Origin of the sequence: Xanthomonas sp. D-109 (assembly GCF_017746095.1) — a bacterium.
GTDB classification, from domain to species: Bacteria; Pseudomonadota; Gammaproteobacteria; order Xanthomonadales; family Xanthomonadaceae; genus Xanthomonas_A; species Xanthomonas_A sacchari.
Map to the genome: position 1 here is coordinate 42,224 of NZ_JAGHWV010000020.1, position 23,153 is coordinate 65,376.

Sequence of the window (23,153 nt, forward strand, 5' to 3'; positions counted from 1 at the left end):
TCCCATGGCGATGCCGCGTCGCCGCACGCACGCGCAGGCCCGGCACCGGCCGGCGTTTGCCCGCCGGTGCCGCCACCGGCGCGGCGCACCCGCTCTCCGCTGCGCGCCCCCACCAAAGACCTTGGAGCCGCCTGCGCGCGGTCCGGGATCGACTCCGCCGCGCCTGCCCCCTGTCGCCGCCCTCGCCTTGCCTCGTCCTCGCCGGCTGACCCGCCGGTTGCCCCGTCCTTTTCAATCCGCTGCTGCACATGGAATGCCCATGAACGTCCTCGCGCACCTGAAAATCCGCGACAAGCTGATCGTCGCCTTCGCCGTGACCACGCTGCTGACCTTGGTGCTGGGGGCCCTCACCTACTCGCGCACCAATCTCTCGATCGCCGAGTTCAGGCGCATCCAGCACGACTGGGTACCGGCGACCCAGGCCATGGCCGAGGTACGCGCGCAGCTCGGCGAATTCCGCACCTACGAACTGGCGCAGTTGGCGCGCGCGGACGATCCCAAGGCCCAGGCCGACTACTTCAAGCGCATGCAGAAGGTGCGCACCGAGGTGGCGAAGAACCAGCAGGTCATCGCGGCGATGATGCGCGATGCCAAGCAGGTGCAGATGTACGCCGGCGTGCAGGAAACCCTGAAGGCCTATCTGCAGGCCAACACCGAGATGGGCGCCGCGCTGCGCGCCGGCGACGTGGCCGGCGCGCAAACGATCTCCGACACCCGGTCGCGGGCGCTGCGCCGGACCCTGTTCGATCGCATCGTGGCGCTCACCGAGTACAACGTCGCCGAACTGAATCGGGAAATGGACCGCGCCGACAGCCAGTTGTCCAACACCAAGACGCTGATCCTGACGCTGCTGGGGCTGGCCGTGCTGTTCGCCGGCGTCACCGCCTGGCTGATCGCGCGCGGCATGGCGCGCCAGCTGCACGCGGCCAAGCGCCTGTCGCAGGCGGTAGCGCGCGGTGAACTGGACGGCGCCACCTATCCGCACGGCAAGGACGAGATCGGCGAGCTGATGGACGACATGCTGATCATGCGCTCGCGCATCCACACGGTGATCCGCGCGCAGGAAGAGATGGCACGCCAGCACGCGAACGGCACCATCAGCTACCGCATGGACGAGAACGCCTTTCCGGGCGAGTACGGGCAGATGGTCAAGGGCACCAACGACCTGGTGGCCTCGCACATCGCGGTGAAGATGCGCCTGCTGGACATCATCAAGCGCTACGCGATCGGCGACCTGTCCGAGGACATGGACCGCCTGCCCGGCGAAAAGGCCGTGCTCACCGACACCATGGACATGGCCAAGCAGAACCTGACCGCGATGAGCGAGCAGATCAAGCAGCTGGCGGAGGCGGCGGCGGCCGGTGCGTTCGGCACGCGCGGCGACTCCGAGCGGTTCCAGTACGGCTTCCGGACGATGGTGCAGGACCTCAACGCGATGATGGAGGTCAGCGACCGCAACCTGGGCGAGCTGTCGACGCTGCTGCAGGCCATCGCCGCCGGCGACCTCACCGCGCGCATGCACGGCGAGTACCACGGCGTGTTCGGGCGCATGCGCGACGACGCCAATGCCACCGCTGCGCAGTTGGCGGCCATCGTCGGCCGCATCCAGGCCGCCGCCGCCAACATCAATGTCGCCTCCACTGAGATCGCCAGCGGCAACGGCGACCTGTCGCGCCGCACCGAGCAGCAGGCCGCCAGCCTGGAGCGCACCGCCGCCTCGATGGAGGAACTGACCTCCACCGTGAAGCAGAACGCCGAGTACGCGCGCCAGGCCAACCAGCTCGCCGCCGGCGCGGCCGCAGTCGCCTCGCAGGGCGGCGACGTGGTCGGCCAGGTGGTCACCACCATGAACGGGATCGAGGCCTCGTCGAAGAAGATCGCCGACATCATCGGCGTCATCGACGGCATCGCCTTCCAGACCAACATCCTGGCGCTCAACGCGGCGGTGGAAGCCGCCCGTGCCGGCGAACAGGGCCGCGGCTTCGCCGTGGTCGCCACCGAAGTGCGGACGCTGGCGCAGCGCTCGGCCAACGCCGCCAAGGAGATCAAGGGCCTGATCGACGAGTCGGTCGGCCGCGTCGCCGAAGGCTCGGTCCTGGTCGACCAGGCCGGCCGCACCATGCAGGAGATCGTGACCTCGGTGCAGCGCGTCACCGACATCATGAGCGAGATCGCCGCTGCCTCGCAGGAGCAGTCCGCCGGCATCGAGCAGGTCAACCAGACCGTGGTGCAGATGGACGAGAGCACCCAGCAGAACGCCGCGCTGGTCGAGGAAGCCACCGCCGCGGCACGCTCGATGGAGGACCAGGCCGGCCAGCTGGGCGCGGCCATCGCCGCCTTCAAGCTGGACACCTACCACGGCGTCGCCGCCAATGCGCCGACCGCGCCGACCGCGCCGACCACCCCGGCCCCCGTCCGCACCGGAACCCGGGCGACGGCGCGGCCGCGCCCGGCCGTCGCGGCCGCCGCGGCCAGCGAGGCGCAGTGGCAGGAGTTCTGAGCAGGCAAGCCACCGCCGGCGGCCGTCCCTGACCGCCGGCTGTCAATTTCGGCCGCGCCCGGCCGATAACCCGATTGACCGACCATCGCTGCGCATCATGGCCATCCAGACTCCCGCTTCGCCCTCCTCCGGCTCCGACAATCGCGACTTCGACTTCAGCGACCGCGATTTCAAGCGGGTCTGCGACCTCATCTACCAGAAGGCCGGCATCGCCCTGGCCCCGGCCAAGCGCGACATGGTCTATGGCCGGCTGTCGCGGCGCCTGCGCGTGCTGGGCCTGCGCTCGTTCCGCGACTACCTGGACTGGCTGGAGCGCGACGGCGGCGACGAATGGGAGGCGTTCACCAACGCCCTGACCACCAACCTGACCTCGTTCTTCCGCGAGCCGCACCATTTCGAGCGGCTGCGCGAGGAACTGCAGAAGCATTCCGGCGCCGCCCCGCTGAAGATCTGGTCCTGCGCCTCGTCCACCGGCGAGGAGCCCTACTCGCTGGCGATCACCGCCTGCGAGGCGTTCGGCACGCTGACCCCGCCGGTGCGGATCCTGGCCACCGACGTCGACACCCAGGTGCTGGCCACCGCCTCGCGCGGCGTGTACGCGCTGGAACGCGTCGCCAGCCTCGACCCCGCCCTCAAGCGCAAGTACTTCCAGCGCGGCAGCGGCGCCAACGAAGGCCAGTGCCGGGTGCTGCCGGCGCTGCGCGACCTGCTCGAGTTCCGCCAGCTCAACCTGCTGGAGCCGCGCTACGACGTGGCCGGCCCGTACCTGGCGCTGTTCTGCCGCAACGTGATGATCTACTTCGACAAGCCGACCCAGCGCGGCATCCTGTCGCGGCTGATTCCGCACCTGGACGAGGATGGCATGCTCTACACCGGCCATTCGGAAAACTATCTGCATGCGGCCGACCTGATCCAGCCCTGCGGCCGCACGTTGTACCGCCGGGCGCAAAAGGATCGCACATGAGCCCCGCCGCCATGGCCGTAGACCAGGTGATGCGCTATCACGATACGCGCTTCCAGACGACGGCGGCCAAGCTGCTGCCGACCCAGTACCTGGTGGTGGACGACGACACCGCGCTGACCACGATCCTGGGGTCGTGCGTGGCCGCCTGCATCCGCGACCCGCTGCTGAAGATCGGCGGCATGAACCACTTCATGCTGCCCGACGGCCAGAGCGGCGACGGCGCGCCGGCGCGCTACGGCAGCTATGCGATGGAAGTGCTGATCAACGACCTGCTCAAGCGCGGCGCCGCTCGCAACCGCCTGGAAGCCAAGGTGTTCGGCGGCGGCAACGTGCTCAAGGGGTTCACCAACAACCCGGTCGGCACGCGCAATGCCGACTTCGTGCTGAACTACCTCAAGGCCGAGCAGATCCCGGTGGTGGCCGAAGACCTGCGCGGCATCCATCCGCGCAAGATCTGGTTCTTCCCCGCCACCGGCCGCGTGGTCGTGCAGCGCCTGCCGCACGCGCACGAGGAGGCCGAAATCGCCGCGGCCGAGTCGGCGGTGCGTGCCCGTCTCACCAAAGCCCCCGTCACCGGCGCCGTGGAGTTGTTCGAATGAGCCTGGAAGCCCCTTGCCGCGTGCTGATCGTCGACGACTCCGCGGTCGTGCGGCAGATCCTCACCGAAATCCTGTCCGGCGCCCCCGGCATCGAAGTGGTCGGCTCGGCCGCCGACCCGCTGCTGGCGCGCGAGAAGATCAAGCGCCTGAACCCGGACGTGATCACCCTGGACGTGGAAATGCCGCGCATGGATGGCCTGGCGTTCCTGGAAAACCTGATGCGGCTGCGGCCCACGCCGGTGGTGATGATCTCCTCGCTCACCGAGCGCGGCGCCGACACCACGCTGCAGGCGCTGTCGCTGGGCGCGGTCGATTTCGTCTCCAAGCCCAAGCTCGACGTGGCCCGCGGGCTGGAGGGCTACGCCGAAGAGATCGTCACCAAGGTCAAGAACGCGGCCAAGGCCAAGGTCCGCGCGCTGGACCGGCCGGCCGCGCCGAAACCGGCCGGCGCCACCGCCACGCCCGCCGCGGTGTCCTCGCTGAAGTTCCGCACCACCGACCGGCTGATCGCCATCGGCGCGTCCGCCGGCGGCACCGAGGCGCTGCGCGTGGTCCTGGAAGGCATGCCGGCCGACGCCCCGGCGGTGGTGATGACCCAGCACCTGCCGGCCGGCTTCAGCACCGCCTTCGCCGATCGCCTCAACCGGCACTCGGCGATGGCCGTGCGCGAGGCCACCGAGGGCGAAGCGATCCTGCCCGGCCACGCCTACCTGCCACCGGGCGGCAAGCACCTGCAGGTGATCCGCGACGGCGCGCGCTGGCGCTGCAAGATCGACGACGGCCCGCCGGTCAACCGGCACAAGCCGGCAGTGGACGTGCTGTTCCAGTCGGTGGCGCGCAATGCCGGCGCCAACGCCATCGGCGCGATCCTGACCGGCATGGGCGACGACGGCGCGCGCGGCCTGCTGGAAATGCTGCAGGCCGGCGCCAGCACCCTGGTCCAGGACGAGGCCACCAGTGTGGTCTGGGGCATGCCCGGCACCGCCTTCCGCATGGGCGCGGCGCAGGAAGTGTTGCCGCTGGACAAGATCGCCGAGCGGCTGATCGCGCTGTCCGTGCAGGCCCGCTGAGACCATGCCGGGCCGCCGCCTCGTCACGTCGAGCGCGCCCAACGACGCCAGCGTGGAAGCGGCGCGGGTCGCATCGGCCCGATCCGAGCTGGATCTGCTGCTGTGCCTGCAATACGCGCCCGAAGGCGTGCTGATCGTCGATCCGCAGGGGCGCGTGGTCGCCTTCAACCACACCGCCGAAGCGCTGTGGAACCGTCCGCGCGCACAGGTGCTGGGGCGTCCGCTGGGCGAGCTGGCCGATGCCCAGGTGCGCGACGACTTCCTCGCGCATTGCCTGCACGACAGCGGCAGCGGCAGCTACGAACTGCTGACGCACGACTACGAGGGCGCGGCGCGCTGGCTGGCGGTGAGCGCAGCGCGGGCCCCGCAGCACTACAGCCAGCTGCAGGTGCTGTTCGTCCGCGACATCAGCGCCCAGCGCGCCCGCGATGCCAGGATGCGGCTGCTGTCGCTGGCGCTGGACTCCAGCGACGCCGCCATCGTCGTCTGCGATCCGCAGTTGAACATCCGCTACGTCAACGCCGGCTTCAGCCAGGTGTTCGGCTATGCGGAGAGCGAAGTGCTGGGGCATCTGCCGAGCAACGTATTGGCCGGCCCCGGTACCGACCTGCAGACTGTGCAGCACACCCGCGAGCGCGTGCGCGCCGGTTTCGGCCACCAGACCGACATCCTCGCCTACCGCAAGGACGGCACCCCGCTGTGGGCCACCCTGGTCGCCACCCCCATCGCCGGCGAGGACGGCAGCCAGCAGCACTACATCCTCTCGTTCACCGACATCACCCAGAGCAAGATGCACGAGGTGCTGCACAAGAACGTGCTGGAGGCGCTGGTCCGCGAACAGCCCTTGGTCGAGGTCGCCACGCTGATCTGCAAGGAGGTCGAGCGCATCGCGCCACAGCTGATGGCCGCGATCGTCAGCGTCGACGGTAGCGGCCGCCTGCAGCCGCTGGCGGCGCCGAGCATGCCGGTGCGGTTCGGCGAGACCATGAGCAACATGCGCGCGGGACCGCGTGCCGGCGCGCTCGGCACCTCGATCTGGCGCGGCAAGCAGGTGCTGGTGCTCGACCCGCGCACCGACCCGCTGTTCGCCGACTACATGGGGCTGGTGGACCATGTGCAGTTGGGCACCTGCGTGGCCACCCCGATCAAGTCCAGCAGCGGCCGCGTCCTCGGCAGCTTCGCGCTGTGCTACCGGCAGGTGCGCGAGCCGCTGGCCTGGCACCTGCGCCTGATCGAACTGTGCGTGCACCTGTGCGCGCTGGCGCTGGAACGCGAGCAGACCAGGGCGCGCGTCCATCAACTCGCCTTCTACGACTCGCTCACCGGCCTGCCCAACCGGGTGATGTTCAGCGCCCGTGCCGAGCAGGCGCTGGCCGCCGCCGAGCACCAGGGCACGCCGGTGGCGATCCTGTTCGTGGACATCGACCGCTTCAAGCGCGTCAACGAAACCCAGGGCCATGCCGCCGGCGACGGCCTGCTGCGCGACATCGCCCGGCGCATCTGCGACACCCTGGGCGTGACCGACCTGGTCGGCCGTCAGGCCGGCGACGAATTCGTGCTGATGCTGCCGCACTGCAGCGCCGAGCACGCCGCCGGCGTCGCCGAACGCCTGCTGCTGGCGCTGGCCGAACCGGTGGTGGTGGGCCAGATGACCCTGCATCCCAGCGCCAGCATCGGCGTGGCGATGTTCCCCGAGGACGGCACCGACATCGAAACCCTGCTGCGCCATGCCGACCTGGCCATGTTCCGGGCCAAGCACGAGGGCGGTCACAGCGTGCGCTACTTCAGTTCCGACATGAACCGCATGGCGCAGGAACGCGTGGCGATGGAGACCGCGCTGCGCGAGGCCCTGCATCGCGACAGGCTGCAACTGCACTATCAGCCGCAACTGGACAGCCAGGCGCCGCATGCGCTGTACGGCGTGGAAGCGCTGCTGCGCTGGGACCATCCCAACCTCGGTGCGATCTCGCCGGCGCGGTTCGTGCCGATGGCCGAGGAATGCGGCCTGATCGACGAACTCGGCCACTGGGTGCTGCGCGAGGCCTGCCGGCAGATGGCCGACTGGCGCCTGCGCGGCGTCCCGGTACCGCGCGTGGCGGTGAACCTGTCGGCCAACAATTTCGCCGATCCGCAGCTGCCGGCGCGGGTGGAGGGCCTGCTCGCCGCCTCCGGCCTGCAACCGGCCGACCTGGCCCTGGAGATGACCGAGAGCGTGATGCTCTCCAACCCCAACGCGGTGCTGGCCAACCTGCGCCAGTTGCAGGCCAGCGGCGTGCTGCTGTCGCTGGACGACTTCGGTACCGGCTATTCCAGCCTCAGCCATCTGCACCAGTTGCCGGTCAACGAACTGAAGCTGGACATGAGCTTCGTCAGCGACCTGGAGCACTGCCAGACCTCGCGGACCCTGACCACCTCGGTGCTGCGCATCGGCGAGACCCTGGGCCTGCATACCGTTGCCGAGGGCGTGGAAACCGAAGCGCAACGCGCGTTCCTGGCGCGGCTGGGCTGCCGCGTGCTGCAGGGCTTCCTGTTCGCGCCGGCGCTGCCGGCCGCGGCGCTGGAACACTGGCTGCAGGGGCATGCGCCCGCGCCGCCGGCGTAAGCGTAGCCCCGGCGCGGCCAACCTGTTGCGCATCGCAACGCTGGCAACACCCACGAAAAAGCCCGGCACTGCCGGGCTTCTTCGTTGCGACGGTGCCGCATGCGCGGCACCTCGCGTCAGTGCATCGCCGAGGCGATCAGGCCGCGACCGTGGCGGCCACGTCCTGGTAGTCCTGGATCTGATCGAAGTTCATGTAGCGATAGATCTGCTCGCCACTGGTCTTGATCACGCCCACGTCGGCCATGTACTCGTCCTTGGTCGGGATCCGGCCCAGGCGCGAGCAGATCGCCGCCAGTTCCGCCGAGCCCAGGTACACGTTGGTGTTGCGGCCCAGGCGGTTGGGGAAGTTGCGGGTGGAGGTCGAGAACACGGTGGCGCCCTCGCGCGCCTGCGCCTGGTTGCCCATGCACAGCGAGCAGCCCGGCATTTCCATGCGCGCACCGGCGGCGCCGAAGGTGCCGTAGTGGCCTTCCTTGGTCAGCTCCGAGGCGTCCATCTTGGTCGGCGGCGCGACCCACAGACGGGTCGGGATGTCGCGCTTGCCTTCCAGCAGCTTGGCCGCGGCGCGGAAGTGGCCGATGTTGGTCATGCACGAGCCGATGAACACTTCGTCGATCGCCGCGCCGGCCACGTCGGACAGGGTCTTCACGTCGTCCGGGTCGTTGGGGCAGGCCACGATCGGCTCGTGGATGTCGGCCAGGTCGATCTCGATCACCGCCGCGTACTCGGCGTCGGCATCGGGCTCGAGCAGCTGCGGGTCGGCCAGCCACTCCTCCATCTTCTTGATCCGCCGCGCCAGCGAACGCGCGTCGGCATAGCCTTCGGCGATCATCCACTTCAGCAGGGTGATGTTGCTGGTCAGGTACTCGACGATCGGTTCCTTGTTCAGGCGCACCGTGCAGCCGGCGGCCGACCGCTCGGCGGAGGCGTCGGACAGTTCGAACGCCTGCTCCACCTTCAGTTCCGGCAGGCCTTCGATCTCCAGGATGCGGCCGGAGAAGATGTTCTTCTTGCCCTGCTTGGCCACGGTCAGCAGGCCCTGCTTGATCGCGTACAGCGGGATCGCGTTGACCAGGTCGCGCAGGGTCACGCCCGGCTGCATCTGCCCCTTGAAGCGCACCAGCACGCTCTCGGGCATGTCCAGCGGCATGACGCCGGTGGCGGCGGCGAAGGCCACCAGGCCGGAACCGGCCGGGAACGAGATGCCGATCGGGAAGCGGGTGTGCGAGTCGCCGCCGGTGCCGACGGTGTCGGGCAGCAGCATGCGGTTGAGCCAGCTGTGGATCACGCCGTCGCCCGGGCGCAGCGACACGCCGCCGCGGGTGGAGATGAACTCCGGCAGGGTGTGATGGGTCTTGACGTCCACCGGCTTCGGATACGCCGCGGTGTGGCAGAACGACTGCATCACCAGGTCGGCGGAGAAGCCCAGGCAGGCCAGGTCCTTCAGCTCGTCGCGGGTCATCGGGCCGGTGGTGTCCTGCGAGCCGACCGAGGTCATCTTCGGCTCGCAGTAGGTGCCCGGGCGCATGCCCTGGCCTTCCGGCAGCCCGCAGGCGCGGCCGACCATCTTCTGCGCCAGCGAGAAGCCCTTGCCGGTATCCGGCGGGTCCATCGGCAGGCGGAACAGAGTCGAGGCCGGCAGGCCCAGGAACTCGCGCGCCTTGGCGGTGAGGCCGCGGCCAACGATCAGCGGGATGCGGCCGCCGGCGCGCACTTCGTCGAACAGCACGTCCGACTTCATCGCGAACTCGGCGATCACCTGCCCGTTCTTCAGCGCCTTGCCTTCGTACGGACGCAGCTCGACCACGTCGCCGTGCTCCATCTGCGACACGTCCAGCTCGATCGGCAAGGCGCCAGCGTCTTCCATGGTGTTGTAGAAGATCGGCGCGATCTTCGAACCCAGGCACACGCCGCCGAAGCGCTTGTTGGGGATGTACGGGATGTCCTCGCCGGTCCACCACAGCACCGAGTTGGTCGCCGACTTGCGCGAGGAACCGGTGCCGACCACGTCGCCGACGTAGGCGACCAGGTGGCCCTTGGCCTTGAGGTCGGCGATGGCCTGGATCGGGCCGCGCTTGCCGTCTTCTTCCGGCTCGAACGGCGCGCCGTCGCGCTTGTTCTTCAGCATCGCCAGCGCGTGCAGCGGGATGTCCGGGCGGGTGGTGGCGTCCGGCGCCGGCGACAGGTCGTCGGTGTTGGTCTCGCCCGGCACCTTGAACACGGTGATGGTCAGGCTCTGCGGCACTTCCGGCTTGCTGGTGAACCACTCGGCCTCGGCCCAGCTCTGCAGCACGGCCTTGGCGTGCGCGTTGCCGGCCTCGGCCTTCTCCTGTACGTCGTGGAAGGCGTCGAAGATCAGCAGCGTGTGCTTGAGGCCCTCGGCGGCGACCGCGCCCAGCTCGGCGTTGTCCAGCAGTTCGACCAGCGGATGGATGTTGTAGCCGCCGAGCATGGTGCCCAGCAGTTCGGTGGCGCGGGTGGGCGAGATCAGCGGGGTGGTCTCGCTGCCGAAGGCGACCGCGGCCAGGTACGAGGCCTTGACCTTGGCGGCGTCGTCGACGCCGGCCGGCACGCCGTGGCTGAGCAGTTCGACCAGGAACTGCTCTTCGCCGGCCGGCGGATTCTTCAGCAGTTCGATGACCTGCGCGGTCTGCTGCGCGCTCAGCGGCAGCGGCGGGATTCCGAGCGCGGCGCGCTCTGCAACGTGGTGGCGGTAGGCTTCCAACATGCGGGTTCTCCGGAAAAAAACGGTGGGGATGAGCGGTAGCGGTTGCGCGGCGTCAGCCGGCGGGCTTGGGCACGATGATCTTCAGACCCTTGAAGTAATCGCGGAAAAAACCGTCGTCGCGGGTGATCAGGCCATCGCATTGCAGCAGCGCATGCGCCCCGATCAGGAAATCGGCCACCACCCGCTCGCGCTTGCCGCCGCGGGCGCGGAAGCGGCGCTGCATCTCGCCGGCGCGCAAGGCCGACTTGGCCTCCAGCGCGCTGAAGCGGATGCTCATGTCCTCCAGCACCGACAAGGCCTCGGCGCCGTCGCGCAGCGCGCTGCAGACTTCGGCCAGGACGATGTCGCAGACCACCACCGGGCCGGTGCTCAGGCACTGGCGCAGGCAGGCTTCGGCGGCGTCGGCCTGCGGGCCGTCGGCCAGCAGATCCACCAGCACGGAGGAGTCGATGGCGATCATGCGCCGGCGTCGGGTTCGGGCTCGAACGGATCGCCCGGGGCGCGGCCGCGGATCGCGCGCATCGCCTCGTCGGTGCTGGCGAAGCCGTCGAGCTTGAAGCGGCCACGGGCGCGCGAGATGGCATCGTCCACGCTCTTGCGCAGGATGATCCGGCCGCCGTCCAGTTCCACTTTCAGGATGGTGCCCTTGCTCAGGCCCAGCGCATCGCGCACGGCCTTGGGAAGGGTGATCTGACCGCGTTCGGCGACAGTGGCTTCCATCGGTGTAGGCCCGGTTCGGTATGCACGGATTATACATACCCAAGTGGTCATACCGCCAGCGACGGACGTGGTGCGGCACAGCGCCTGGTCCGCTGGCGGGCGCCGTGCCGCCGGTGCGGAACGACCTGGCGCCGGCCGCCCTGCCCTCGCTCAGCGGCTCAGAACGCCACCTGCAGGCGGGTATTGAAGGTGGTGCCCTGGTCCCGGCCCTGCACCGTGCCGCTGCGGTTGTCGGTCTGCCAGCGGATCACGTCGAGCATCAGCCGGCTGACATCGTTGAGGTACCAGTTGGTCCCCAGCGTCCAGGCGTTGCCGCGGCCGCCGCCCGGCAGTTCGGCGTAGTCCACGTCCTCGTAGCGCAGCTTCAGTTCCCAGGCGCCGGCGCCGCCGGCGGTGACCGGGTCGGCGACCTTGACCCGGCCCCAGGTCCCGGTCTTGCCGGCATACGCGGGCAGCGCGCCGGACAGGAACCAGCCAGCCGATACCGCCCAGGCCTGGTGATCGAGATCGTAGCCGCCGGCCGCGCCACGCCCGCGCAGGTTGCGCGTGCCCCACTCGCCGCTGGCCCAGGCCGGGCCGAAGACGCCGGCCAGTTCCGCTCCGTAAGCATCGCTGCGCTGCGCGCCCAGCAGCGTTCCCGGGGCGATGCGGACCTGGTCGTTGAAGTGCCCGGCGATCGCCGAGCTGCGCAGCACACCGCTGGCGCCGGCGGCGATCTCCTCGTGGAAGGCCCAGGCGCCCAGGTGCACGGTTGCGGCCTTGCCGACCAGCGGATTCCAGTGCGCGCGCGCCGCCCAGGTCAGGCTGTCGTTGTCGTCGCCGGCGTTGTTGAGGTCGTTGCCCGCCACCGACAGGCTGGCGTGCCAGTCGCGCCCGTAGATGCGCTCGGTCAGGCCGACGCCGAACAGGCCGCGCTGCGGCAGGACCAGCGTGCCCACCACGTTGCGGTCCTGGAACGGGGTGTTGGAGGTGCTGCTGGCGCCGTCGATGCCGCGATCGTTCAGGCGATTGCCCACGCTCAGCTCGGCCGGCAGGCCGAACAGGCGATGGTCGACGCTGGCGTACACCGATTTCCAGGCGACGGCATTGTCGGCGAAGTCGCCTTCCACCACCCAGCCGAGCTGGCCGTAGCGGCCTTCGGCGCCGAGCCGCACCGAGCGGATCTCGGTGCCGGACAGGTTGCGCTGGCTGGCGGCGGAACCGTCGGTGCTGGAGGCATCGACGAACAGGCGGCCGCGCGGACGGAACACCACGTTGCCGTCGGCGCTGGCGAACTCCGGGGCGCCCTTCGACCAAGACACCTTCGGCGCCTTGGCCTGCGCCGATTCGAGCGCGGCGACGCGGCCTTCCAGCGCTGGCGCGGTGGTGGCGGGCGCGGTGGTGGCTGGCACCGGACTCGGCGCGGCGGGGGCCTGCAGCGCGTCGAGCCGCGCCTGCAACTGCTGGATCTGCTGCGCCTGCTGGCGCACCAGCGCGGTCAGTTCGGTCTGGCTCAACGTGGCTGGCGCGGCCGGCACGGTTTGCGCAGCGGCCTCGTTGGCGCCGCCGAGCAGCAGGCCGAGCGCGAGCGTCAGCGCTGCGCGGGGCAGCACGGGATGGGGATGCATGGATGGGTCTCTCCGGCCAGCCGGGCGCCTGGCCTGGCGCTGGCCCGTTGCGATGGTGCGGGGGAATGCGATGCGCGCGACAGGCGCGCCACCGGCCGGGCCGGCGGCGCGCGGCCGCGGTCAGCTGGTGGCCTGGTTCTGCGCGTTGGGGCGCCAGGTGATCAGGCGGTTCTCGATCACGTCCAGCAGCGCATCGATGAGCAGCACGAAGGCGGCCAGGATGATGATGCCGGCGAACACGCCCACGGCATTGAAGTTGCCCTCGGCCTGCGCGATCAGGTAGCCCAGGCCGGCGGAGGCGCCCAGGTACTCGCCGATGATCGCGCCGACCACGGCAAAGCCCACCGAGGTGCGCAACGACGACAGGATCCAGCTCGCCGCCGCCGGGAAGTACACGTGGCGCAGCAGGTCGCGACGGTTGGCGCCGAGGATGCGCGCATTGGCCAGCACCACCGGATTGACCTCGCGCACGCCCTGCATGGCGTTGAAGAACGTGGTGAAGAACACCAGGGTCACCGCCAGCGCCACCTTCGACCACAGGCCCAGGCCCAGCCACAGCACGAAGATCGGCGCCAGCACCACGCGCGGGATCGCGTTGAAGCCCTTGATGAAGGGATCCAGGATCCGCGCCGAGCGCCTGCTCAGGCCCAGCCATACGCCGCCGGCCACACCCAGCGCGGTGCCGATGACGTAGCCGAGCGCGGTCTCGGTCAGGGTGATGTAGACGTGCTGGTAGAACCCGGTGTCGGACAGCCAGGTCCAGGCCTGCTGCACGATCGCCGTCGGCGCCGGGAAGAAGAACGGGTCGATCAGGCCCAGGGCGATGCCGCCCTCCCAGCCGCCGAACACGGCCACGACCAGCGCGAGCTGGATGAGTTTGTCAGTCTTGGCGTGCATAGCTCTTCTCCACTTCGCCGCGCAGGCAGGCCCAGATGTCGCGGTACAGGTCGGTGAAACGCGTGTCGAGCTTGATCTCGGCGACATTGCGCGGGCGCGGCAGGTCCACGTCGAAACTGCGCACCACGCGGCTGGCGGGGCCGGAGGACAGCACCACCACGCGGTCGCCCAGCGCGATCGCTTCCTCCAGGTCGTGGGTGATCAGGATCACCGAGCGGCGTTGCTCCTGCCACAGCCGCAGCAGTTCGTTCTGCATCAGGTGGCGGGTGTGGATGTCCAGCGCCGAGAACGGCTCGTCCATCAGGATCACCTTCGGCTCCACGATCAGCGCCTGCGCCATCTGCACGCGCTTGCGCTGGCCGCCGGAGAGCTGGTGCGGATAACGGTGCTCGAACCCGGCCAGGCCGACCTTGGCCAGCCAGGCATTGGCGCGCTGCTTGCGCTCGGCATCCGCCACGCCGCGGAAACGCAGGCCCAGCTCCACGTTCTGGAAGGCGGTCTTCCACGGCAGCAGCGCGTCCTGCTGGAACAGATAGCCGACCGCCTCCTGCACACCGGCGACCGGGCGGCCGTCGATGACGACCTGGCCGGCGGACGGCGACAGCAGGCCGGCCACCGAGTTGAGGATGGTGCTCTTGCCGCAGCCGGTGGGGCCGACGATGGCCAGGAACTCGCCATCGGCGACCTGGATGTCCACGTCGCGCACGGCGGTGAAATCGCCGAAGGACATGGTGACGTTGTTGATCGCGACCATCGTCTGCGCCGGATCGAGGTGCGGCGCGCCGTTGAGGCGCTGCACGGTAGCGTTGCGTGCCATGGTTCCTCCGCTCACGGTTGGGCCGCCTTCGCCGCACCGCTGGCGCGATCCACGAAGGCGTTGGTGTAGGTCTTGGTCAGGTCGATGTCCGCGCGCGCCACGTCCTTGTTGAATTCGCGCAGCACGGTCAACGGCGTTTCCAGGTCGGCGGCGACGAAGCGTCCGTCGCGGGTGAAGATCGCACGGGCGTTCTCCACCGCACGCGCATAGGTGGCGCGGTCGCCGGAGACATAGGCATCGGGCAAGGCCGCGACGATCTCCTCGGCGGAGTGGTCGGCGATGAAGCGCAGCGCCATCTGCTCGGCACGCACGATCTTCTCCGCATCCTGCGGCCGCTTTTCCAGGAAGCTGCGGTTGGCGTACATCACCGAGGTCGGGTACAGCCCGCCATAGACCTGGCGTGCGCCGGCATCGCTGCGCGCGTCGATCAGGATCCTGCCGATCTTGCGCTCGCTGATCAGGGTCGCCGCCGGGTCGTAGTTGACCAGCAGGTCGATCTTGCCCTGCTCCAGCGCCGCCACCGCGGCCGCACCGGAGCCCACGCCGATCAACGACACCGCGCTCTCGGCAATGCCGTTGCGCGAGAGGTAATGGCGCACGAAGAAGTCGGACGAGGAGCCCGGCGCGGTGATGCCGACCTTCAGGCCCCGGATGGTCTGCGGCCTGGCCGGATCGAAGGCGGTGTCGTTGCGCCCGGCCAGCACCAGCCCGGAATTGCGCGAGAGCAGCACGAAGGCGACCACGTCCTTGCGCTTGGACTGCATCTGGATGGTGTGGTCGTAGAAACCCACCGCCACGTCGGTGGAGTTGGCCACCAAGGCCTGCAGCACCTTGGAGCCGCCCTGGGCGAAGTTCTCGGTCTTGACCTTGACCCCGACCTGGTCGAAGTAGCCGTTGGCGTCGGCGATGAAGAACGGCAGGTTGTTTAGATTGTAGGACCCGACGCTGATGCGCACGGGGGTGGCGTCGGCGCTCGCCGCATCGCCGCCGCCCTTGCCGCAGGCGGTGAGAAGCAGCAGGCCGGCCGCGGCGAGCGCCGCGGTGAAGAACGTTCTGGACAACATCGATCCCTCCCAGGATTGAAGCGTGTGCGTTGTCGGTCGCGGACGCCGTGCGTGCATGCAGGCGCCCGGCCGGTTCGGGTCATGTCATGCCGCGGAGATCCATTGGCGGGCCTCGGTGGACACGGGCGAGGTCGCGAAGACCCGCCCTTCGAACAGCCGGCGGGCGGTGCGCACCACGCTGGCGACGATCGGCGCATCGGCCGCGGTGCGGCTCAATCCCACCTCCAGGGCGCCGCTCGGATGTTCCAGGACGACGTGGCGCGGCAGCGCCGCATCGCCGACGAAGGCATTGGCCAGGGTACCCGGCGTGGCCACCGCGGTGGCGATGCCGACCGCGCCGGTGATGGCCAGCGCGGTGTGGCACTGCTGCGGCATGAAATAGCGCACCTGCAGGTCGCCGCCGTGCTGCGGCGCCGACAGCAGCACCGGCTTGGGAATCACCTTGCTGCCGGCGTCGGCGATGCCCATGCGCGCGCCGGCCAGGATCCGCAGCGCCTCCAGCCGCGCCAGCAGCGCGGCGTCGGCATTCAGCTCGGCAGGCGAGGCGTCGCCGCGCACGCCGAGATCGGCGGCGCGCAGCAGCATCATCGGCATGGCGCAATCCACCAGACTCGTCGCGACGCCGTCGATGGTGTCCTGCGCCTGGCCGCTCGGCAACAGCTTGCCGGTGCGTGCGCCGGCCGCGTCCAGGAACGACAGCCAGATCGGCGCGGCCGCGCCGGGCGCGCCGGCGATGCGCGTCTCGCCACGGTACACCACCCGGCCATGCGGCGTTTCCACCGTGGCCACGATCAGCTTGCCGGTGTTGACGTTGTGGATGCGCACCTGGGTGCGCGGATGCTGCGCCTGCACCAGGCCGCGCTCGATCGCGTACGGCGCCACCGCCGCCAGCATGTTGCCGCAGTTGGGCGAGGTGTCCACCACCTGCTGCTCGACCCGCACCTGCGCGAACAGATAGTCCACGTCCGCGTCGGCGCGGCTGGAGCGGTCGACGATGGCGACCTTGCTGGTCAGCGCGTTGCCGCCGCCGATGCCGTCGATCTGCAGCGGATGGCCGGCGCCCATCACCTCCAGCAGCAGGCGGTCGCGGCGGGCGGGATCGGCCGGCAGGTCCGGCGCGAAGAAGAACGGCCCCTTGGAGGTGCCGCCGCGCATGAGCACGCAGGGAATGCCGAGCAGATCGTTGGACATGGTGTAGATTGATGCGTCCTGAAGATGAATGTCTTCGTCTGATTCGATACTGGCATGACCCCAATTGATCTGTTAATTGCTAATTTTCCAATGATTGATTACCTATGAGCATCAATTGCGAAATCCTCGACCTGCGCGCGTTCCTGCTGGTGGCCGAGACGCGCAGCTTCCACCGCGCGGCCGAGGCGCTGCACATGTCGCAACCGGCGCTGAGCCGGCGCATCCAGAAGCTGGAACAGGCGGTGGGGTCGCCATTGCTGGAGCGCACCACCCGCAGCGTGGCCACCACCGCCATCGGCGAGAACCTGCTGCCGCTGGTGCGGCGCATGATCGAGGAGTTCGACGGCTCGCTGTTCTCGGTGCGCGGCCACGACGATGCGCGCGGCGCCACCGTCACCATCGCCTGCCTGCCGACCGCCGCGTTCTACTTCCTGCCCAGCGTGATGGCGCGCTTCCGCGAGGCGCATCCGCATGTGCGCTTCCGCATTCTCGACATCCCGGCCACCGAGGGCCTGCAGGCGGTGGAACGCGGCGAGGTCGAGTTCGGCATCAACTTCATGGGCGCCAACGATCCCAACCTGGATTTCGACGTGCTCGCCGAAGACCCGTTCGTGCTGGCCTGCCGCCGCGACCATCCGCTCGCGAAGAAACGCCGGATCGAATGGGCCGACCTCGCCCAGCACCAACTGATCACCGTGCATCGCACCAGCGGCAACCGCACCCTGCTCGACGGGGCACTGGCGCGCGAGAACCTGAAGCTCAGCTGGCACTACGAAGTGACCCACCTGTCCACCTCGCTGGGCATGGTCGAGGCCGGCATCGGCGTGTCGGTGCTGCCGAAGATGGCCACGCCCGACGGCGAGCATCCGATCCTGGTGACGCGGCCGATCGGCAATCCGGTGGTCTCGCGCACCATCGGCATCGTGCGCCGGCGCAGCGCGCTGCTCTCGCCCAGCGCCGAACGTTTCCTGCAGATGCTGATGAGCCGCTGGCGCGGCAAGCCGTGACACGGGCGCTACATCTGAACGTGTAAGCTTCGGCCCGACGCCTTGGGCCGCCGCGCCTTCCGGCCGCGTCGCGACGCGACGCAATGCCGGCAACGCAATGGCCCGGCACTCGCAAGCAGGCTCGTCACAGCGGGCCACTGCAAGCCACCCGCAATCAGGAGTTCCCCAGCATGAACGACTCGTTCTCCACCCGCAGCCAACTGCACGTCGGCGGCAAGACCTACGGTTACTTCAGCCTGCCCAAGCTCGGCGAGCGCTTCGACATCTCGCGCCTGCCCTACTCGCTGAAGATCCTGCTGGAGAATCTGCTGCGCCACGAGGACGGCGGCGCGACCGTCGGCAAGGAGCACATCGAAGCGGTGGCGCAATGGCAGCCGACCGCCGAGCCGGACACCGAAATCGCGTTCATGCCGGCACGTGTGGTGCTGCAGGACTTCACCGGCGTGCCGTGCGTGGTCGACCTGGCGGCGATGCGCGACGCGGTGGTCAAGCTCGGCGGACGGCCCGAGCAGATCAACCCGCTGATTCCCTCGGAACTGGTGATCGACCACTCGGTGCAGGTGGACGTGTTCGGCAAGCCCGACGCGCTGGACCTCAACGGCAAGATCGAGTTCCAGCGCAACAAGGAACGCTACGGTTTCCTGCGCTGGGGCCAGAAGGCCTTCGACAACTTCAAGGTGGTGCCGCCGAACACCGGCATCGTGCACCAGGTCAACCTGGAGCACCTGGCGCGGGTGGTGATGACCGGCGAACGCGACGGCGAGGCGCTGGCCTATCCGGACACCGTGTTCGGCACCGACAGCCACACCACCATGATCAACGGCATCGGCGTGCTCGGCTGGGGCGTGGGCGGCATCGAGGCCGAAGCGGCGATGCTCGGCCAGCCCTCGTCGATGCTGATCCCGCAGGTGGTGGGCTTCAAGCTCACCGGCAAGCTGCCCGAGGGCGCCACCGCCACCGACCTGGTGCTGACGGTGACGCAGATGCTGCGCAAGCACGGCGTTGTCGGCAAGTTCGTCGAGTTCTTCGGCGACGGCCTGCAGCACCTGCCGCTGGCCGACCGCGCCACCATCGGCAACATGGCGCCGGAGTACGGCGCCACCTGCGGCATCTTCCCGATCGACGCCGAATCGCTGACCTACCTGCGCCTGTCCGGCCGCAGCGAGGAGCAGATCGCGCTGGTCGAGGCCTACGCCAAGGCGCAGGGCCTGTGGCACGACGCCGACAGCGCGCACGCCAGCTACAGCGCGACGCTGGAACTGGACATGGGCGAGGTCAAGCCGTCGCTGGCCGGCCCCAAGCGCCCGCAGGACCGCGTGCTGCTGGAAGACATGCAGCACAACTTCCGCGACAGCCTGGTGCCGTTCGCCGACGCGCGCAGCAAGCGCCACAGCGATGCGAAACAGGAAGACCGGCTCAAGAACGAAGGCGGCGGCGGCACCGCGGTCGGTGCCCAGGCGGCACAGGCGCAGGAGGCCGAGGCCAGCGGCGCCGGCTGGCGCCTGCGCGACGGCGCGGTGGTGATCGCGGCGATCACCTCCTGCACCAACACCTCCAACCCGGCGGTGATGCTCGGCGCCGGCCTGCTCGCGCGCAACGCCGTGGCCAAGGGCCTGAAGGCGCAGCCGTGGGTCAAGACCTCGCTCGGGCCGGGCTCGCTGGTCGTCACCGACTACCTGAAGAAGGCCGGGGTGATGGACGACCTGGAACAGCTCGGCTTCTACGTGGTGGGCTATGGCTGCACCACCTGCATCGGCAACTCCGGCCCGCTGCCGGAGGACGTGTCCGCGGCGATCGCCCAGGACGACCTGGTGGTGGCCTCGGTGCTGTCGGGCAACCGCAACTTCGAAGGCCGCGTGCATCCGGAAGTGAAGATGAACTACCTGGCCTCGCCGCCGCTGGTGGTCGCCTACGCCATCGCCGGCACCACCGACATCGACCTGACCCGCGACCCGCTTGGCACCGGCAGCGACGGCCAGCCGGTGTACCTGCGCGACATCTGGCCGAGCAACAAGGAGATCGGCGACACCATCGCCGCCACGGTCGGCCCGGAGATGTTCAAGCAGAACTACGCCGACGTGTTCAAGGGCGACAGCCGCTGGGCCGCCATCGCCTCGCCCGACGGCGAGCTGTACGCCTGGGACGGCGCCTCCACCTACATCAAGAACCCGCCCTACTTCGACGGCATGACCATGCAGGTAGGCCGCATCGAGGACGTGCACGGCGCGCGCGTGCTGGGCCTGTTCGGCGACTCGATCACCACCGACCACATTTCCCCGGCCGGCAACATCAAGAAGGATTCGCCGGCGGGCCGCTTCCTGCAGGAGCGCGGCGTGCAGCCGGCCGACTTCAACAGCTACGGCAGCCGCCGCGGCAACGACGACGTCATGGTCCGCGGCACCTTCGCCAACATCCGCATCAAGAACCTGATGTTTGGCGGCGAGGAAGGCGGCAACACCCTGTATTACCCGGCCGGCGGCGGCCAGCCGGAAAAGCTGGCGATCTACGACGCGGCGATGAAGTACAAGGCCGACGGCGTGCCGCTGGTGGTGATCGGCGGGAAGGAATACGGCACCGGCTCCTCGCGCGACTGGGCGGCCAAGGGCACCAACCTGCTCGGGGTCAAGGCGGTGATCGCCGAGAGCTTCGAGCGCATCCACCGCTCCAACCTGGTCGGCATGGGCGTGCTGCCGCTGCAGTTCCTGGGCGGCCAGAACGCGCAGAGCCTGGGCCTGGACGGCTCAGAGGTGTTCGAGATCACCGGCCTGCAGGACGGCGCCAGCAAGCGCGCCAAGGTCGTCGCTAGCAAGGCCGACGGCAGCACGCAGACCTTCGAGGTGGCGGTGATGCTGCTGACCCCGAAGGAGGTGGAGTATTTCCGCCACGGCGGCCTGCTGCAGTACGTGCTGCGTCAGTTGGCTGCACGCTGACCGACCCCACGGTTTCCGGCAGCGGAAACCCGGCCCCCGCGCCAGCGCGGGGGCGCTGCGCCGGCGCGCGAACCCGTGGTTCGCAAGCGCGCCGGCTCGCACCCCGACCAGTTCTGGTGTTCGGCGGCGACGTCGCGGCCCAAGCGTCAGCGTCTTGTACTGCGCAGCACTGCCGGCAGCGCAGTGGCCATATCCAACTATCAACCCGCAAGCGCAACTGCTGTTGCTGTTGCATTTGCTCCTGCTCTTTCGGGTTCCCTTCCGAAGCGGCGGCCATCGCGGGGAAACACCCGAAGGGCGGCGTACATGGATGTACGCCGTCCGCGGCAGGGGCAGGATGCCCCTTCCGCGGATCCCCGTGATGGACGCGGACCCGGAGCGCGCAGCGCGGAGGGCGCGAAGGCAGGGCGCGCTTTCTTTTGGTTACCTTTTCTTTGCGCGAGCAAAGAAAAGTAACTCGCCCGCAAGGGCGAAAGCTTTTGCCTGGCATTGCCCGGCAAGCGCACCAAAGCGCCAGCACTCGCCGCAGCATTTCAAGCGCTCGGCGTGCAGCGCACAACACCAAGAAAATCAACGACTCCCCGCCACAACCACCCTGCCCCTGTTCGCCTTTTCCCTACGGAACGGTATGCTGCCGTTGCCGGTTCTGGCGGATACTGTCCGTTGTGAGCCAATCAACACGTTTCCTGGAGGGGGAATATGAGTCTGGATCGTCCGTGGTTGCAGAGTTATCCGGCCGGCGTTGGCGCCGACATCGATGTCGAGGAATACCGCTCCGTCGCCGCCGTCTTCGAAAGCTCCGTGGCCAAGTTCGGCGACCGCCCCGCCTACAGCAACTTCGGCAAGACCCTGACCTACCGCGAGGCCGGCGAACTGGCCCGGCAATTCGCCGGCTACCTGCTGGGCGAACTGCAGCTCAAGAAGGGCGACCGCGTCGCCCTGATGATGCCCAACTGCCTGCAGTACCCCATCGCCACCTTCGGCGTGCTGCTGGCCGGCATGACCGTGGTCAACGTCAATCCGCTGTACACCCCGCGCGAACTGCGCCACCAGCTCATCGACTCCGGCGCCAGCGCACTGGTGGTGATCGACAACTTCGGCACCACCGTGCAGGAGGTGCTCGGCGACACACCGGTCAAGCAGGTCATCACCACCGGCCTGGGCGACATGCTCGGCTTCCCCAAGGGCCCGCTGGTCAACTTCGTCCTGAAGTACGTTAAGAAGCTGGTCCCGGACTACGACATCCCCAATGCGATCCGTTTCCGCGACGCGCTGACCCTCGGCCGCCTGCACACGCTGCCGCCGATCGACATCGCGCCGGACGACATCGCCTTCCTGCAGTACACCGGCGGCACCACCGGCGTGGCCAAGGGCGCCATGCTGACCCACCGCAACCTGGTCGCCAACATGCTGCAGGCCGGCGCCTGGATCTCGGCGACCGGCAAGCTGGAGGAAGGCAAGGAAGTCATCATCACCGCGTTGCCGCTGTACCACATCTTCGCGCTGACCGCGAACGGGCTGGTCTTCATGAAGCTCGGCGGACTCAACCACCTGATCAGCAATCCGCGCGACATGCCCGGCTTCGTCAAGGAACTGCAGAAGACCCGCTTCACCGCCTTCACCGGCGTCAACACCCTGTTCAACGGCCTGCTCAACACCCCCGGCTTTGACAAGGTGGATTTCTCCTCGCTGAAGTTCACCCTCGGCGGCGGCATGGCGGTGCAACGCGCGGTGGCCGAGCGCTGGAAGCAGGTCACCGGGGTCACCCTGGTCGAGGCCTACGGCCTCACCGAGACCTCGCCGGCGGCCTGCATCAACCCGCTGACCCTGACCGAATACAACGGCGCGATCGGCCTGCCGATCCCGTCCACCGACGCCTGCGTCAAGGACGACCAGGGCCAGATCCTCGCCCATGGCGAGGTCGGCGAACTGTGCATCCGCGGGCCGCAGGTGATGAAGGGCTACTGGCGCCGGCCGGAGGAAACCGCCAGCGCCATCGACGCCGACGGCTGGCTGCACACCGGCGACATGGCGCGAATGGATCCGCAGGGCTTCTTCTATATCGTCGACCGCAAGAAGGACATGATCCTGGTGTCCGGTTTCAACGTGTATCCGAACGAGGTCGAGGACGTCATCGCAATGATGCCGGGCGTGCTGGAAGTGGCCGCGGTCGGCGTGCCGGACGAGAAATCCGGCGAGGCGGTCAAGGTGGTCATCGTGAAGAAGGACCCCAACCTGACCGCCGAGGAGGTGAAGGCCCACGCCCGCGCCAATCTCACCGGCTACAAGCATCCGCGCATCGTCGAGTTCCGCAAGGAGCTGCCCAAGACCAACGTCGGCAAGATCCTGCGGCGCGAACTGCGCGACGCGCCGCCGCCTCAGTAAACGGGTCCGGCGGGCGCCAACGCGGCGCCCGTGCGGGCGCTGGCAGGGCGGGTTCCGGCCGAGGCACCCGGG

General features: G+C 69.0%; 16 protein-coding genes. 8 read left to right on the plus strand and 8 right to left on the minus strand.

Annotation, left to right across the window (positions count from 1 at the left end):
- Positions 1 to 259 precede the first annotated feature (259 nt).
- The 5 genes from J7357_RS17300 to J7357_RS17320 all read left to right on the plus strand — a co-directional run bounded on the left by J7357_RS17300 (position 260) and on the right by J7357_RS17320 (position 7,735).
- A complete protein-coding gene (locus tag J7357_RS17300) occupies positions 260 to 2,500 on the plus strand; it encodes a methyl-accepting chemotaxis protein (protein WP_209248410.1) in 2,241 nt (746 codons plus the stop codon).
- A 97-nt stretch (positions 2,501 to 2,597) separates the two neighbouring features.
- Positions 2,598 to 3,464, plus strand: coding sequence for a CheR family methyltransferase (locus J7357_RS17305; protein ID WP_019802525.1), 867 nt, complete (start codon positions 2,598 to 2,600; stop codon positions 3,462 to 3,464).
- Positions 3,461 to 4,063: a chemoreceptor glutamine deamidase CheD gene (cheD, locus tag J7357_RS17310; RefSeq protein ID WP_209248412.1), complete on the plus strand. Its 603-nt coding sequence runs from the start codon at positions 3,461 to 3,463 to the stop codon at positions 4,061 to 4,063. Before J7357_RS17305 ends, cheD begins: the two co-directional genes overlap by 4 nt.
- Entirely contained in the window at positions 4,060 to 5,133 is a 1,074-nt protein-coding gene (locus tag J7357_RS17315; protein WP_041500147.1) for a chemotaxis response regulator protein-glutamate methylesterase, read from the plus strand. Before cheD ends, J7357_RS17315 begins: the two co-directional genes overlap by 4 nt.
- Positions 5,134 to 5,137: 4 nt before the next feature.
- Positions 5,138 to 7,735, plus strand: a complete 2,598-nt coding sequence (locus J7357_RS17320) for an EAL domain-containing protein (RefSeq protein WP_209248414.1) — start codon at positions 5,138 to 5,140, stop codon at positions 7,733 to 7,735.
- 136 nt (positions 7,736 to 7,871) lie between these two features.
- On the opposite strand, the gene acnB is transcribed toward J7357_RS17320, so the two are convergent.
- The 8 genes from acnB to J7357_RS17360 all read right to left on the minus strand — a co-directional run bounded on the left by acnB (position 7,872) and on the right by J7357_RS17360 (position 16,759).
- Positions 7,872 to 10,463, minus strand: a complete 2,592-nt coding sequence (acnB, locus tag J7357_RS17325; RefSeq protein ID WP_209248416.1) for a bifunctional aconitate hydratase 2/2-methylisocitrate dehydratase — start codon at positions 10,461 to 10,463, stop codon at positions 7,872 to 7,874.
- A 52-nt stretch (positions 10,464 to 10,515) separates the two neighbouring features.
- Positions 10,516 to 10,923, minus strand: a complete 408-nt coding sequence (locus J7357_RS17330) for a type II toxin-antitoxin system VapC family toxin (protein WP_010343321.1) — start codon at positions 10,921 to 10,923, stop codon at positions 10,516 to 10,518.
- Complete coding sequence (locus J7357_RS17335) at positions 10,920 to 11,183, minus strand: AbrB/MazE/SpoVT family DNA-binding domain-containing protein (protein ID WP_010343322.1); 264 nt, start codon at positions 11,181 to 11,183, stop codon at positions 10,920 to 10,922. Before J7357_RS17335 ends, J7357_RS17330 begins: the two co-directional genes overlap by 4 nt.
- A gap of 158 nt (positions 11,184 to 11,341) precedes the next feature.
- A complete protein-coding gene (locus tag J7357_RS17340; RefSeq protein WP_209248418.1) occupies positions 11,342 to 12,790 on the minus strand; it encodes a porin in 1,449 nt (482 codons plus the stop codon).
- A 120-nt stretch (positions 12,791 to 12,910) separates the two neighbouring features.
- Positions 12,911 to 13,687, minus strand: a complete 777-nt coding sequence (locus J7357_RS17345) for an ABC transporter permease (protein ID WP_160946665.1) — start codon at positions 13,685 to 13,687, stop codon at positions 12,911 to 12,913.
- The gene (locus J7357_RS17350) at positions 13,671 to 14,504 is read right to left on the minus strand and encodes an ABC transporter ATP-binding protein (RefSeq protein WP_209248420.1); all 834 of its coding nucleotides are present in this window, start codon (positions 14,502 to 14,504) and stop codon (positions 13,671 to 13,673) included. The genes J7357_RS17345 and J7357_RS17350 overlap by 17 nt, the downstream gene beginning before the upstream one ends.
- 11 nt (positions 14,505 to 14,515) lie before the next feature.
- A complete protein-coding gene (locus tag J7357_RS17355; protein WP_209248422.1) occupies positions 14,516 to 15,568 on the minus strand; it encodes an ABC transporter substrate-binding protein in 1,053 nt (350 codons plus the stop codon).
- Positions 15,569 to 15,652: 84 nt separating this feature from the next.
- On the minus strand, positions 15,653 to 16,759 hold the full coding sequence (locus tag J7357_RS17360; RefSeq protein ID WP_209248424.1) for a 4-oxalomesaconate tautomerase: 1,107 nt from the start codon (positions 16,757 to 16,759) through the stop codon (positions 15,653 to 15,655).
- Between the two features lie 104 nt (positions 16,760 to 16,863).
- Between J7357_RS17360 and J7357_RS17365 the strand changes: the two genes are divergently transcribed.
- The 3 genes from J7357_RS17365 to J7357_RS17375 all read left to right on the plus strand — a co-directional run bounded on the left by J7357_RS17365 (position 16,864) and on the right by J7357_RS17375 (position 23,081).
- Complete coding sequence (locus tag J7357_RS17365) at positions 16,864 to 17,766, plus strand: LysR family transcriptional regulator (RefSeq protein WP_010343328.1); 903 nt, start codon at positions 16,864 to 16,866, stop codon at positions 17,764 to 17,766.
- Positions 17,767 to 17,936: 170 nt separating this feature from the next.
- Complete coding sequence (gene acnA / locus J7357_RS17370; protein WP_209248426.1) at positions 17,937 to 20,696, plus strand: aconitate hydratase AcnA; 2,760 nt, start codon at positions 17,937 to 17,939, stop codon at positions 20,694 to 20,696.
- A gap of 699 nt (positions 20,697 to 21,395) precedes the next feature.
- Positions 21,396 to 23,081: a long-chain fatty acid--CoA ligase gene (locus J7357_RS17375; RefSeq protein WP_209248428.1), complete on the plus strand. Its 1,686-nt coding sequence runs from the start codon at positions 21,396 to 21,398 to the stop codon at positions 23,079 to 23,081.
- Positions 23,082 to 23,153: the final 72 nt, after the last annotated feature.

Coding starts and splice junctions, on each gene's coding strand:
- J7357_RS17300 (WP_209248410.1), top strand. CDS start 260: ATGAACGTCCTCGCGCACCTGAAAATCCGCGACAAGCTGATCGTCGCC.
- J7357_RS17305 (WP_019802525.1), top strand. CDS start 2,598: ATGGCCATCCAGACTCCCGCTTCGCCCTCCTCCGGCTCCGACAATCGC.
- cheD (WP_209248412.1), top strand. CDS start 3,461: ATGAGCCCCGCCGCCATGGCCGTAGACCAGGTGATGCGCTATCACGAT.
- J7357_RS17315 (WP_041500147.1), top strand. CDS start 4,060: ATGAGCCTGGAAGCCCCTTGCCGCGTGCTGATCGTCGACGACTCCGCG.
- J7357_RS17320 (WP_209248414.1), top strand. CDS start 5,138: ATGCCGGGCCGCCGCCTCGTCACGTCGAGCGCGCCCAACGACGCCAGC.
- acnB (WP_209248416.1), bottom strand. CDS start 10,463: ATGTTGGAAGCCTACCGCCACCACGTTGCAGAGCGCGCCGCGCTCGGA.
- J7357_RS17330 (WP_010343321.1), bottom strand. CDS start 10,923: ATGATCGCCATCGACTCCTCCGTGCTGGTGGATCTGCTGGCCGACGGC.
- J7357_RS17335 (WP_010343322.1), bottom strand. CDS start 11,183: ATGGAAGCCACTGTCGCCGAACGCGGTCAGATCACCCTTCCCAAGGCC.
- J7357_RS17340 (WP_209248418.1), bottom strand. CDS start 12,790: ATGCATCCCCATCCCGTGCTGCCCCGCGCAGCGCTGACGCTCGCGCTC.
- J7357_RS17345 (WP_160946665.1), bottom strand. CDS start 13,687: ATGCACGCCAAGACTGACAAACTCATCCAGCTCGCGCTGGTCGTGGCC.
- J7357_RS17350 (WP_209248420.1), bottom strand. CDS start 14,504: ATGGCACGCAACGCTACCGTGCAGCGCCTCAACGGCGCGCCGCACCTC.
- J7357_RS17355 (WP_209248422.1), bottom strand. CDS start 15,568: ATGTTGTCCAGAACGTTCTTCACCGCGGCGCTCGCCGCGGCCGGCCTG.
- J7357_RS17360 (WP_209248424.1), bottom strand. CDS start 16,759: ATGTCCAACGATCTGCTCGGCATTCCCTGCGTGCTCATGCGCGGCGGC.
- J7357_RS17365 (WP_010343328.1), top strand. CDS start 16,864: ATGAGCATCAATTGCGAAATCCTCGACCTGCGCGCGTTCCTGCTGGTG.
- acnA (WP_209248426.1), top strand. CDS start 17,937: ATGAACGACTCGTTCTCCACCCGCAGCCAACTGCACGTCGGCGGCAAG.
- J7357_RS17375 (WP_209248428.1), top strand. CDS start 21,396: ATGAGTCTGGATCGTCCGTGGTTGCAGAGTTATCCGGCCGGCGTTGGC.